This window comes from Telluria sp. BA11 (assembly GCF_056680305.1).
The window spans coordinates 3,142,006-3,155,385 of sequence record NZ_CM155275.1 but is presented as its reverse complement, the minus strand read 5'-3'; the positions used below and the strand labels follow the sequence as shown (position 1 = coordinate 3,155,385).

Sequence of the window (13,380 nt, the reverse complement as noted above, 5' to 3'; positions counted from 1 at the left end):
CATGCGCCGTACTACAATCGGCTTGACTCCGAGCTACTTTTGTTGTGAAAAAAAATAGTCTGCTCGCTTAACCCTGGCTTCCCCCACGAATCGGAATCGTCCATGTCCTTCTTGTCGTCTGCTGCGCCCAAACTCGCACCCTGGAAAGTATTGCTGGTAGACGACGAGCCCGATATCCACGACATCACGAAGCTGACGCTGACGCGCTTTCGCCTCGACGGCCGGGCGCTCGCATTCGTGCATGCCTACAGTGGCGCCGAAGCCAAGGAAATCCTGGCGCGCGAGAAAGACATCGCACTGGTGTTCCTGGATGTGGTGATGGAACGCGAAGACAGTGGCCTTGAAGTGGCGCGCTGGATGCGCCAGGACCTGGACAACCAGTTCACCCGGATTGTGCTGCGCACCGGCCAGCCCGGCCAGGCGCCGGAAGAACGCGTGATCGTCGACTACGACATCAACGACTACAAGGAAAAGACGGAACTCGATCGCACCAAGCTGTTTACGACGACGTTCGCCGCGCTGCGCGCCTACCGCGACATCATGAAGGTGGAGGAATCGCGCCGCGTCCAGCAAACCTACCGCGAAGGCCTGGAACGCGTGATCGCCGCATCTGCGCATATCTTCCAGCAACGCAACCTGAAGGACTTCGCCAACGGCCTGCTGCTGCAGGTCGTGGCCCTGCTGCGCCTGGAACAGAGCATGCTGCTGCGCCTGAAGGCTGCCAGCGTGATCACCGGCCAGAGCCAGTATGAAGTGCTGGCCCAGATCGGTGACATGGAAGGCGACGAAATCGGCCCGGAACTGGTAGCCCAGCTGGACGACGCGCGCCACAACCGCATCTCGCGCCTGCACGGCGACACCTATGTCGGCTATTTCCCGAACAACAGCGGCAAGGCATCGCTCTTGGTGCTCAAGGGTGTGGACGAGATTTCGGACATCGATGCGCAAATGCTCGAGGTATTCTGCTCGGGCGTGGCCATCGCGTTCGACAACATCCTGCTGAACCAGGAAATCACCGATACCCAGGCCGAGCTGATCCTGCGCCTGGGTGACGTCGTCGAATCGCGCTCGCACGAAGCAGGCAACCACGTGCGCCGCATGTCCCAGGTCTGCTACATGCTGGCCCAGGCGTCGGGCATGCCCGAAGACGAGACGACGGTGCTGATGCACGCCGCGCCGATGCACGATATCGGCAAGATCGCCACGCCCGATGCGGTGCTGCTCAAGCCGGGCAAGCTGACCGACGCCGAGTGGACCATCATGAAGCAGCACCCGACCGTAGGGCTGCAGATCCTGGACGGCTCGCAGCGCCCAATCCTGAAGGCGGCGGCGGTGATCGCGCACCAGCACCACGAAAAATTCGATGGCACCGGCTACCCGCAAGGATTGCGCGGGCAGGACATCCACCCGTACGCGCGCATCGTGGCAGTGGCCGACGTGTTCGACGCGCTGAGCCACGCGCGCTGCTACAAGGAAGCGTGGCCGGCCGCCAAGGTAACCGAGCACCTGCGCGAGGTGGCCGGGCACCACCTCGACCCGACCTATGTCGATCTGTTGATCCGGAATATGGACAAGGCGCTGGCAATCAACGCGCAGTGGCCCGACTGAGCGGTACTCCGGATCGCCTGACGCTTACTTGAGCGCAGCGCGCAGCGCCGACGCATCGAAATAGATTTGACGGATCACCGGATGTTCGGCTGCCACTGCGGTTTCAATGCGGCCGATCGCCGCTTCCACCTTGTCGATCGACAGCCCCCGGCGAAACTGGACCGACGCGGCCAGCAGCACTTCTTCCGGCCCCAATTGCATCGTGCGCAGGCTGGCCACGCTGTCCAGCGCCGGCTCGCGCAGGAACAGCACCTTCAATGCAGCCAGCTCGTCGTGGTCGATCGCTTCACCGACGAGCAGGCCACCGGTTTCGCGCGCCAGCATGAAGGCGGCGCCGATCAGGAGCAGACCGATCACGATCGAAGCGGCCGGATCGAGGTACGGATTATTGAAATAGTGGCCCAGCCCGATGCCGGCGGCGGCAATCCCAAGGCCCAGCAGCGCGGCGGAATCCTCGATGAAGATCGTGAAGACCGATGCATCCTTGCTCGCACGAACGGCCTGCCACAGCGTCGCACCGGGTTTGCGCGCCGTGTTCAGCTCCTTGCGCGACACGTTCCAACTATACCCTTCGAACAGGGCAGCCACGCCAAGGACGACGTAGCTCCACATCGGGTCTTCCAGTGGCGGCGGGTTCTGCAGCGCGGCGACGCCGTGGTAGATCGAGAGTCCACCGCCCAGCGAAAACACCGACAGCGCAACGATCAGCGCCCAGAAATACAGCGACTTGCCGTAGCCGAACGGATGCTTGCGGTCGGGCGCGCGAGCGCTGCGGCGTTCGCCCAGCAGCAACAGGAATTCATTGCCGGTGTCGACAGCCGAGTGGATGCCCTCGGCCACCATCGCCGCACTGCCGGTAATGCCGGCGACGATGAACTTGGCCACCGCGATGCCCAGGTTGGCGGCGATTGCCGCATAGATGACTTTTTGCGAGCCCTGGCGTGGCGCGTCTTGCTTGTTTTCGTTCATGGACTCTCCAAATGGGGAGCCAAGCGTAGAGAACCTGCAGCAACCGATCTGTACGGCGCCGCACGTGCCCGCTCGATCGTGGCCTTAGGCCGCCAGTTTTTCCTTGCGCTGCGAACGGGGGAAACGCAGGTGGTACGTCAGCCCCTGCCCCGGCGCGCTCGTGGCCCGCACCGTCCCGCCCAGCGCACCGGTCACCAGGTTGTACAGGATGTGCGCGCCCAGGCCACTGCCGCCCGTCCCACGCCGCGTGGTAAAGAACGGATCGAACAATTTGTCGAGCGTCGCTGCATCCATCCCTGCCCCGTCGTCGGCGTACTCCATCACCACCCAGCCATCGCTCTCCTGCGCAGCGCGCAGCGTGATGTTGCCGGCCTGCTCGTGCTCGAAGCCATGCACCAGCGAATTCATGACCATATTGGTGAGGATCTGCGACACGGCGCCCGGGAAGCTGTCGAGCATCAGGTCGGGCGCGCAATCGACCGCGACCTTTACCGGGCGCCCCTTGAGCTTCGGGTGCAGCGACAGGAGCACCTCGTTCAGGTACGCGCCCAGGTTGAAGCTGCGCATATCGTCCGAAGACTGATCCACCGCCACCTGCTTGAAGCTGCGCACCAGGTTCGCGGCGCGCTGGGTGTTGGTGGTCATGATGCGCAGCGACTGGTCGACGATGTCGAAGAAGCTTTCCAGGCTCTCTGCGGTCATCTCACCCGCCGCCAGTTCTTCGCGCGTGAGTTTCAGTTCCTGCACCAGGTGGCTCGTGGCCGTTACGCAGATGCCCAGCGGCGTGTTGATCTCGTGCGCCACGCCGGCCACCAGGCGGCCGAGCGAGGCAAGTTTTTCCTGCCGCACCAGCTCGGACTGCGCCTCCTGCAGCGCGTGCAGCGCGTCGTTCAGCGCCGCGTTCTGCTGCTCGAGGGCTTCCTTGGTCTTGCGGATCCTGCGGTCGGCCTGCATGCGCGCAATCGCCACGGCCACGTGACTGGCCATGAACGCCAGCAGGTCGAGGTCGGCCTTGCTGTAGACGATCGCCGGGTCGTAGCTCTGCACCACGATCACGCCGTATGGCTGGTCGTTGACCAGCATCGGCGCGCCCATCCAGCTGGCAATCTCCGTGCTGCCCAGCGGCTCGGCCACGGTGCCGGCGTCAACGAGCGCCCTGAAGCTGGCCACGTCGTGCAGCTGCGCCTGCTTGGTCGACAGGATGTGCGAGCACATTGCCTTGCCGAACGGGAAGCGCAGCAGCGGTGGCGCGCTGTCCTTCTGGTCGACGAAGTACGGAATGCTGATCTCTTGCGTGCGCTCGTGATACAGCCCGATCAGGAAGTTGTCGGCCACCATCAGCTCGCCGATGATGCGGTGCAGGCTGGCGCTGAGCTGGTCGGTGTCGAGCGCCTGCGCCGACAGGTCGGCGATCTCGTACAGCGCGTGCTGGATCTTTTCAGCGCGGCGGCGCTCGGCCACCTCGTGCGCCAGCGCGGCCGTGCGCGCCGAGACCGCGCGTTCCAGCCGGTCCATGCTTTGCAGGCCCTGCAGCGCGTTCGAGACGTGGTTGGCGATCAGCCCGAACAGCGCAATGTCTTCCTCGCTGTAGGTCTGGTCGGCAGAGTAACTCTGGATGACGATGGCGCCCAGCGCCTGGTGGTTCTGGTCGAGCAGCGGACAGGCGACGAAATGCTCCGGCGTGCTGCCATTGCCCCAGCGCCCGGCCGCCTTTCGATGGCGCTCGTTGAAATCGGCCGCCGTCAGCACCAGCCTCTGGCGGTTGAGCAGTACCCAGGCCGTGGGCGACTGGTCGGGCGAGGCCAGCCGGATGCGCTCGAGCGGATCGCGCGCGCCGTCGGCTTCGTCGACAAAATAGGGAAAGCGCACGGTGCCGTCTTCGCGGTCGGCCAGCGCCACATAGAAGTTGGCCGCGTACATGATGCGGCCCAGCGCGCCGTGCACGGCCCGGATGAATGCGGTGATATCGCTGCAGCTGGTCGACAGTTGCCCGATATCGAGCAACATCGACTGCACCGCTTCCAGCCGGTCAAGACGTTCCATACTTTCCCCACCTGTTCACAGAATGCATCTGATGATGCGTAGGGGAAATAGTAGCAGCTTGGGGCCGGACGCAGCAGCTTGCCGCGCCCGGCTGTGGCTTTTTAGCGCGGTGCGCGGAAGTCGTTCTCGACCCAGGCCTGCGCCGAACTCGGGGTGAGCTTGAAGGTCGGCGCCACGCGCACGCGCGCCACCTGCTCGCCCATCTCGTCGGTGGCGGCCAGCATCGCGTACGGATCATCGTCGTCCGGGACGATATCGAGCGTGACCTTCAGTTCGCCCTGCTCGGTGAAGATGTACAGGTTCTTGTGCAGGATCGCGTGCATGTGCTGCTCATGGCGGCGAATGACTTCGGACGCCGTCTTGATCAGCGTATTGAAGGCATTGGTGTCGAGCGGCTTCGGGTTCTTCTTGTCGCGGCCCATGGTCCAGGGACCGACCAGCGCCGGTTCGGGCTCGCCATCCTTGTACATCGCCACGGCCCAGCCTTCATCGTCGTCGTTCTTGATCACGCGCGCGGTCCAGCCATTGCCCTGCCACAGCCGGGGTTGCTGCACGGGGCCGGTGTCCTCGCTGCCGTCGTCGCTGTCGTGGTCCAGCATCTGGTCGTTCATGGGTCGGTGTCCTCGGCGCTTGCGCGCCCAAAACCACGATCATAGAGGAAACCGGCCCCATGAAAAAGGCCGCACGACGCTGCTGCGGGCGATTGGCTGAAATAGTCGGTAACTAAGCCGGACAATCGTCGACGATGCGTGGACAGCGCCACGACGGGCCGGGTGGCGGCATGATCGGCGGGCCAACGGGGATCGGGCGTGGATCGCCGTTGGGCGCCGGCGTATCGCGGTTGAACGGCGTGATGATGATGGGCGGAATGGCCGGTGGCGCCGAGGGCGGATCCTTCGGTCCGCCCGATGCATGGGCCACGTCATGGAAGGCATTGGGCACAGCGTACATGGGGTCCCCCTGAAACAGAGCAGGCTGTCAGTATAGGAAACGCTGCCGTGATTACAAGGACGGAATTCGCGGCGATTCTGGTTGACCCGGCCTATGCACATTTCATCCCGTAAAACATGCAGCCTGTCGCACGCGGCTGGCTGCACGCGCGCGCCGCGCATACAGTTCGAGCATGCAAGACCAAACAGCTCAACCCAACCATTCGCAAGGACTGCCATGAAAAAATACGCCCCCTACGTCATCCTGTTCCTGTTTGCCGCCATGCTGTGGAATCTGTTTACCTGGAGCGGCGACATGACGGTCAATCTCGATGGCGACCAGATCGACGGCCCGCTGGGCTTCCTGCTGGCCACGCTGTTCACGGGTGGCGGAATGCTGCTGGCCATGTTCATCTCGGTGATCACGGTGGCGGTGCTGGCGGTGGTGTTTGCCGGGGTCGGCGTGATCCTGATCGGCTCGCTGGCGATTGGCGCCCTCGTGCTGGCGCTCGCGATGTCGCCGCTGCTGCTGCCGCTGGTACTTGTCGTGGCGCTCGTGTGGTACGCCATGCGCCGGCCGCGCCCGGTCACGCTGGACAAGGCCGCGGCAGCGTAAAAGCCTAGCGCGCCACGTACTGCGCGTAACCCCGCGCACGCAGGGCGCACGCCGGGCACGTGCCACAACCGTGACCCCAGGCGTGCGCCTCGCCCCGCTCCCCCAGGTAACAGGTGTGCGTATCGAAGCGGATCAGATCCACCAGCGCTTCGCCACCCTCCTGCTCCGCCAGTTCCCAGGTCTGGGCCTTGTCGATCCACATCAGCGGCGTCTCGACCTTGAGCCGTGTGGCCATGCCCAGGTTCAGCGCCACCTGCAGCGCCTTCATCGTATCGTCGCGACAATCCGGATAGCCCGAGAAATCCGTCTCGCACATCCCGCCCACCAGCACATTCAGGCCGCGCCGGTACGCCACCGTGGCCGCCACCGTCATAAACATCAGATTACGGCCCGGCACGAAGGTGTTCGGCAAACCGTTTTCCTGCATCTCGATCGCGACATTGCTGGTCAAGGCCGTGTCGGAGATTTTGGAAATCAGGGACAGGTCGATCATGTGATCGTCGCCCAGGCGCGTGTCCCAGTCGGGATTGAGCGCGCGCAGCTTGGCCAGCACACCGGGGCGCACGGCCAGCTCGATCGCATGGCGCTGGCCATAATCGAAGCCGATCGTCTCGACCCGCGCATAGCGCTGCAGCGCCCAGGCCAGGCAAGTGGTGGAGTCCTGGCCGCCACTGAACAGGACGAGCGCGGTATCGGTAGAGAGGATGGTCATGGTGGTAAAAGAAGGTAAAAGGCAGGGGGTCAACCGTCAATTCTGGCACAGATCGCGGGCACCGTGGCCGATAAAGCCGTGTTTGTCCAGACGCGCGCGCGCAACATTTCACGTCCGCCATCTACTTTGCCAATCAGTTAAGATGCGAACGAGTCACCCAATGGAGCGTCACGTTGTCACGATCGAATCCCCACCCGCGCAAGGGTCCCCGCCAGCGCACACTTCCTCCGCTGCTGCAACGCTCCCTGCTGGGTGTCGGCGCATTCGTGTTTGCCACCGCCGTCCATGCGCAAGCTACGACCGGCGTCGATTACACGGTGCGCATCGACGCGCCGGGCGCGCTGGAGGAGTTGCTTGAAGAGAACCTCGACCTGATGCGCTGGCGCGGTAATTCGCGCGTCGACATCGACCAGTTGCAGCGCCTCGTGAAAGAAGCGCCGGCGCAAGCGACCAGCCTGATCGCCACCGAAGGTTATTACTCACCGAAAGTCTCGGTAGGTCTGGATACCAGCGGTGCACGTCCGGTTGCGCGCGTGATCGTCGATCCGGGCCAGCCTGTGCTGGTGGGCGACGTCGACCTGGTGCTGCAGGGCTTTGCTGCCTTTGAAGAAGGCGGCGCACCGTTCGATGCCGGCTCCCTGCGCAACCGCTGGACGCTGCCGGTGGGCAGCCAGTTCCGCCAGTCCGACTGGGAAGGCGCCAAGAAAGGTCTGGTGCGCGATATCGCGCAAAGCCGCTTCCCGCGCGCGCGCCTGGTCGAAACCAGCGCGACGGTCGATCCGGATTCGCGCCGCGCGCTGCTGCGCGTGGTGATCGATTCGGGCCCCGAGATGCGCTTCGGCCAGTTGCGCATCCGCGGCCTGAAGCGTTACCCGGCCGAGGTCATCACCAACCTCAACAAAATCAATCCGGGCGACCAGTACAGTGAAGCGGCGCTGCAGGCGCTGCAAGCGCGCTTGCAGGAGACCGGCTACTTCGCCAGCGTCGAAGTGAGCGCCGACATGCGCGCCGTGCTCAACGCCGAAATCGCCGACATCAAGGAAGACGCCGACAGCGACGCCAATCCGGCCACGCCGGAACCGGCGACCGGCCCGACCACGCTGCCGGTGGTGGTGAATGTCACGGAGAACAAACAGAAGAACGTCGAAGTCGGCGTGGGCTTTTCGACCGACACGGGCGGCCGCGCACAGCTGAGCTATGACGACCTGAACGTGTTCGGCAAGCGCTTCAAGAGCGACCTGATCTACGAACAGAAGCGCCAGACGGCCAAGGGCGAATTCTTCTGGCCAACCACGGCCAAGGGTTACAACGACAGCGTCAGCGCCGGCGTCGAACGCGAAGACCTGCGCGGCGAACTGACAACGCTGGCCAACATCGCTGCACGCCGCGCCTGGGGTACGCCCCTGCTGGAACAAAGCGTGACGTTCGAAGCGCTGATCGAAGAGCGCGAAGTGCAGGGCCTGGAACCCACCCGCGCCAAGAGCTTGCCGCTCACCTACAGCATCACGAAGCGCAAGCTCGACAGCCTGATCCTGCCGACCAACGGCTATGTGGTCAATGCGCAGTTCGGCGGCGCCGTGCTGCCGCTGCTGACCGATGAAAAATTCCTGCGCCTGTACCTGCGCGGCATCTACTACAAGCCGGTGGGCACGGCGGGCTCGCTGATCCTGCGCGGCGAAACGGGCGCGGTGGCGTCAAAAGAAAAGCTCGGCGTGCCGGGTACCTTCCTGTTCCGCGCTGGCGGCGACCAGTCGGTGCGCGGTTACGGCTATCAAGAGCTGGGCGTGCAGGAAAACGGCGCGACCGTGGGCGGGCGCTACTTGGCCACGGCCAGCGCCGAATACCAGTACTGGTTCAAGCCGCCCTGGGGCGTGGCCGTGTTCTATGACGTCGGCAATGCCGCCGACAAGTTCGGCGACCTCAATCCCAAGTCGGGCTACGGCGTGGGCGCGCGCTGGCGCAGCCCGGTCGGTCCGATCAATGTCGACCTGGCCTACGGCCACGCGGTGCGCAAGGCGCGCCTGCACTTCTCACTCGGATTCACGTTCTGATGGATACACCTGAAAACACCCCGGCGCCGACGCCCGACCAAGCCCAGACCAACCAACGCCGCTGGCCGCGCCGCGTCGCAATCGGCCTTGTCGCCACCGGCGTCATCGTTGGCGGCACATTGTGGTACCTGGGCCGCGAAACCACCCTGCAGATGATCGCCCAGCGCGTTGCCAGCGCCACCGGCGGCAAGCTCACGGTCACGGGCGTGAGCGGTACCTTGTACGGCAAGATGCACATCGACCGCCTGATCTGGCGCACCGACGAGCAGGTCATCACCGCCAACAAGATCGATATCGACTGGTCGCCGGGCCAGGTGCTGTCGGGCGGCATTCTGATCGACCAGCTGTGGGCCGCCAGCGTGCGCATGCAGACGCTGAAGGAAACCGACGAGCCGTCCGTGCTCCCGGCCAGTCTGGCGCCGCCATTCCGCATCGAGGTCGACGACGCTCGCCTGGCCAATATGACGATGGTGAATATCGGCGGCGCCGAAACGCGCATCGACAATATCCGCGCGCGCGCCAAGGGCGACAAGCGCAGCTGGATCGTGCAGAACGCCACGGCGGCCACGCCGTGGGGCCAGGTCGCCGCCAATGCCACCGTCGGCGCCGCCCGTCCCTTCAAGATCGACGCCACCGGCAGCCTGACGCAATCGCAGGCCAGCGCCGGCGCACGCGCCGCGCAGTTGCAGATCAAGGTTGGCGGCGACATCCAGAACGCCACGCAGATCGACGCCACCGGCACTGCCGGGCGCGCCATCGGCGACGCCCATTTCACGCTCGCGCCGTACGCCGAGATCCCGCTGCGCGCGCTGCGCATCAATGGCCGCAACGTCGATCCGGGCTTCTTCAACCCTGCCCTGCCGACCGCCGACCTGACCTTCGCGGTCGTCGGCAAGCTGGACGAACAACGCAATATCAGCGGCAGCGTCGACATCACCAATACCGGGCCGGAAGGCACGATCGATCAGCAACGCCTGCCACTGCGCGCGGCGCGCGGCCAATTAGGTGGGAATCTTTCTGCGCTGGACATCTCGAACGTGCTGCTCGACTTCGGCGCGGCCGGCACATTCACCGGCACAGGCGGCGTGCAGCGCGCCAAGGACGAAGAAGGCATCGGTACCGCGCGCTTCGCGCTGCACACCGACCGCTTCAACCTGCGCGAAGTGCATTCGGCCATGAAGCCAACGGCGATCAAGGGCGATATCGCGGTCACCAACGAAGCGACGCGCCAGACGTTAGAGGCGAACCTGATCGACGCCGGCCTGCGCTTGAGCGCGCTGGCCACGCTGGAAAACAATGTGGCCACGCTGCGTGAAGCGACGCTGCGCGCGGGGCGCGGCAGCGTCACCGCCAGCGGCACCATGAATCTCGAAGGCGACCAGGCCTTCAAGGCCACGGCCAACGCCAGCCGCTTCGACCCGTCCGAATTCGGCGACCTGCCCGCGGCCGACATCAACGCCACGGTCAATGCCGCCGGCGTTTTGACGCCCGCGTGGAAGGTCGACGCCGACTTCGCCGTGCGCCAGAGCCGCCTGATGAACCAGCCGCTCAGCGGCAAGGGCAAACTGACGGCCGACGCCAAGCGCTTTGCCGGCATCGATGCCAACCTGGCGCTGGGCCAGAACACGGTCGACCTGAAAGGCGCGTTCGGCGGCGCCGGCGACCGCCTGCAATGGCGCCTGGACGGCCGCCAGCTCGCCGCCGTGCGCGCCGACCTGTATGGCGCGGTCGTTGCCAACGGTGTCGTCACCGGCACCATGGCGGCGCCGCGCACGACGTTCGACGTCAACGCGCGCAACCTGGGCTGGGTCGATGCCCAGCGCAAGAACAACAGCGGCGTCGTGCGCGCCCAGGGCGAAGCCTGGCTGGGCGGCCCCGAGGATGCACGTGTGGTCGAGGTCAAGGCCACCGGCGCGACCGAACGCTTCAACCCGGCCGCCTTCGGTTCACCGCTCGCCGGCAAGATCAATTCGACCTTTACCGGCAGCGGCCGCGCGGGCGCCGACTGGCGCGGCGCGCTCGACCTCAAGGTGGTCGACTCGACGCTGGCCAATTCGCCGTTCTGGGGCCATGCGCGCCTGGCGGCCGACCGCCGCCACGTGTCCGACGCCAACGTCGACCTGCACGTGGGTCCGAACGTCATCGCCGCTACCGGCAGTTTTGGTGCCGCGCGCGATGCGCTCAACTGGCGCATCGATGCGCCGCAACTGGCCGCGTTCGGTCCCGAGTACGGCGGCGTGCTGCGTGGCTCGGGTGTCCTGTCCGGCACCGCCGACACGCCTTCGCTCACGGCGACCATCGCGGGCCAGAACCTGCGCGCCATGGGCACGCACACGGTGCGCTCGCTGAAAGCCAGCGCCAACCTCGGTTCTGGCCGCGGCGCAAGCGACCCACTGGTGACCGATGTCGAGGTGCTCGACTACGTCAACGGCGACACCCGCGTGGCGTCCGTGCGCCTGAAAACCGACGGCACCCGCGGCGCGCACACGCTGCGCCTGTCGGCGCTGGGCGATGCGTTCGATGCCAATGCCGAACTGCGTGGCGCCTTCTCGAAGGACACCTGGAGCGGCACGCTGGCCGCGCTGCAAAACCGTGGCCGCTATGCGATGAACCTGCAAAAGCCGGTGCCATTGACGGTCAGCGGCGCGCCGGGCGGCGGTCTCGCCGGCCTGGCCAGCCCCGAGCGCATCGCCTTCAATGGCGCCGTGATCGCCCTGCCGAACGGCAGCATCACGGTCGACGCGTTGACCAAGGACGGCCCGCGCTGGGCCAGCCGCGGCCACGCCGACAATGTCCCGCTGACCTACCTGGCGCAGTTCTCGCCAGCGCTGGCCGACAATGCGCGCGGCGACCTGACGCTGGGCGCTGCCTGGTCGGTCGACATGCGCGCGCCGCGAGCCGAGGGCGCCGCGCCTTCGCTGGCCGGCAATGTGCGCGTGTTCCGCGAAAAGGGCGACGCCATCGTCGGTGGCGACACGCCCGTGCCGCTTGGCCTGCGCCAGCTGGAGGCGCGCGCCGAAGTGGTGGGCAGCAGCCTGCGCGTGAACCTGGACCTGGACGGCGCCCGCACCGGCGTGGCCAAGATCGACGCCAATGCGCAGATGATCAACGGCCGACTGGAGAGCGCCAGCCCGCTGCGCATGACGGCCAACGCCAACATCCCGTCAATCGCCTGGCTCGCAGCGCTGGCCGGCCAGCCGGGCCTCGAACTCGACGGCGCGCTGCGCGTGGCGATGACGGGTGGCGGCACCATCGGCAAGCCGAGCCTGAACGGCAATCTCGATGGCGACAAGCTGGGCGTGCGCTGGGCCGAACAGGGCGTGAACCTGCGCAATGGCGAACTGCGCGCGCTGCTTGGCGGCGACCAGCTGCGCATCGAGAAGCTGTCGTTCCAGGGCCGTCAGGGCGGCGCCGCCGCCAGCGGTTACGTACGCTTTGCCGACGGCGCGCCGACGATGGACATTCGCCTCAACATGGACAAGCTTGAGGCCCTGTCGCGCCCGGATCGCACCGTGATCCTGAGCGGCCAGGCGTCGCTCGTGCGCGACGCCAGCCGCTTTGCACTGGAAGGCAAATTCCGCGCTGACCGCGCCCTGATCGAATTCGCGCCGCAAGGCACGCCGACGATCTCGGACGACGTCATCGTGCTGGGCCGCGCCACCACCAAGCCAACACCAAAAACCAGCGAGAAGGAAGTACCGCTGACCGTGGATCTCGCAGCCGACCTGGGCGACGACTTCCACATCCGCGCGATGGGCATCGACGCCTACCTGGCCGGCACTGCCCGCGTGCGCATGACGGGCAGCGGCCAGCCACGCATCAACGGCACCATCCGCGCGCTGAACGGCACCTACGCTGCGTATGGCCAGAACCTGTCGATCGAACGCGCCGTGATGACCTTCAGCGGCCCGTACGACAACCCGTCACTCGACATCCTCGCGGTGCGCAAGCGCCCCGAGGGCGAGCAGCTGTCCGAGACCAACGTCGAAGCGGGCGTGCAGGTGCGCGGCACGGCGCAATCGCCGACGGCGCGGCTGGTGTCGACGCCGAACGTGTCCGACAGCGACAAGCTGTCGTGGCTCGTGCTGGGCCAGGGCATGGAAGCAGCCAGCGGCGACCAGAAAGGCGTGCTGACAGCAGCTGCCAGCGCCCTGCTGGGTGGCAGCGGCGGCACCGGTGGCATTCAGTCGAAGATCGCCAACTCGCTGGGCGTGGATGAACTGGGCCTGAAACAGGGCGCTAACGGCGGCAGCGGTTCGGGACTGGAAAGCACCGTGGTCACGGTCGGCAAGCGCATCTCGCAGCGCGCTTACCTGAGCTTCGAGCAAGGCACCAGCACCGCATCGAGCCTGGTACGCCTGCGCTACAAGCTCACGCCGCGTATCTCGCTGCAGTTCCAGACCGGGACCAACAGCGCGCTCGATATCCTCTATTCGTGGGCGTTCGACTAAG

Annotated in this window: 9 protein-coding genes; 4 read left to right on the top strand and 5 right to left on the bottom strand. The window is 65.8% G+C overall.

Annotated elements, in window-relative coordinates:
* Positions 1–102 precede the first annotated feature (102 nt).
* Positions 103–1,608 carry a DUF3369 domain-containing protein gene (locus AC1MGT_RS13885; RefSeq protein WP_499500660.1) on the top strand — a complete coding sequence of 502 codons (1,506 nt, stop codon included), beginning with the start codon at positions 103–105 and terminating at the stop codon, positions 1,606–1,608.
* 24 nt (positions 1,609–1,632) lie between these two features.
* On the opposite strand, the gene AC1MGT_RS13880 is transcribed toward AC1MGT_RS13885, so the two are convergent.
* The 4 genes from AC1MGT_RS13880 to AC1MGT_RS13865 all read right to left on the bottom strand — a co-directional run bounded on the left by AC1MGT_RS13880 (position 1,633) and on the right by AC1MGT_RS13865 (position 5,571).
* Positions 1,633–2,577, bottom strand: a complete 945-nt coding sequence (locus AC1MGT_RS13880; RefSeq protein ID WP_499500658.1) for a cation diffusion facilitator family transporter — start codon at positions 2,575–2,577, stop codon at positions 1,633–1,635.
* A gap of 84 nt (positions 2,578–2,661) precedes the next feature.
* Complete coding sequence (locus AC1MGT_RS13875) at positions 2,662–4,620, bottom strand: GAF domain-containing sensor histidine kinase (protein ID WP_499500656.1); 1,959 nt, start codon at positions 4,618–4,620, stop codon at positions 2,662–2,664.
* A 101-nt stretch (positions 4,621–4,721) separates the two neighbouring features.
* Complete coding sequence (locus AC1MGT_RS13870) at positions 4,722–5,231, bottom strand: hypothetical protein (protein WP_499500654.1); 510 nt, start codon at positions 5,229–5,231, stop codon at positions 4,722–4,724.
* Between the two features lie 112 nt (positions 5,232–5,343).
* On the bottom strand, positions 5,344–5,571 hold the full coding sequence (locus AC1MGT_RS13865; RefSeq protein ID WP_332530535.1) for a hypothetical protein: 228 nt from the start codon (positions 5,569–5,571) through the stop codon (positions 5,344–5,346).
* Positions 5,572–5,787: 216 nt separating this feature from the next.
* Here AC1MGT_RS13865 and AC1MGT_RS13860 point away from each other — a divergent pair, with 216 nt between their 5' ends.
* Positions 5,788–6,165 carry a hypothetical protein gene (locus AC1MGT_RS13860; RefSeq protein WP_499500652.1) on the top strand — a complete coding sequence of 126 codons (378 nt, stop codon included), beginning with the start codon at positions 5,788–5,790 and terminating at the stop codon, positions 6,163–6,165.
* A gap of 4 nt (positions 6,166–6,169) precedes the next feature.
* On the opposite strand, the gene queC is transcribed toward AC1MGT_RS13860, so the two are convergent.
* Positions 6,170–6,877 (bottom strand): 7-cyano-7-deazaguanine synthase QueC, encoded by a 708-nt coding sequence (gene queC, locus AC1MGT_RS13855; protein WP_499500650.1) that lies wholly within the window; start codon positions 6,875–6,877, stop codon positions 6,170–6,172.
* Positions 6,878–7,050: 173 nt separating this feature from the next.
* On the opposite strand from queC, the gene AC1MGT_RS13850 reads away from it, so the two are divergent.
* Complete coding sequence (locus tag AC1MGT_RS13850; protein WP_499500648.1) at positions 7,051–8,928, top strand: autotransporter assembly complex protein TamA; 1,878 nt, start codon at positions 7,051–7,053, stop codon at positions 8,926–8,928.
* Entirely contained in the window at positions 8,928–13,379 is a 4,452-nt protein-coding gene (locus AC1MGT_RS13845) for a translocation/assembly module TamB domain-containing protein (RefSeq protein WP_499500646.1), read from the top strand. Before AC1MGT_RS13850 ends, AC1MGT_RS13845 begins: the two co-directional genes overlap by 1 nt.
* The last annotated feature ends 1 nt before the right edge of the window (position 13,380 follow it).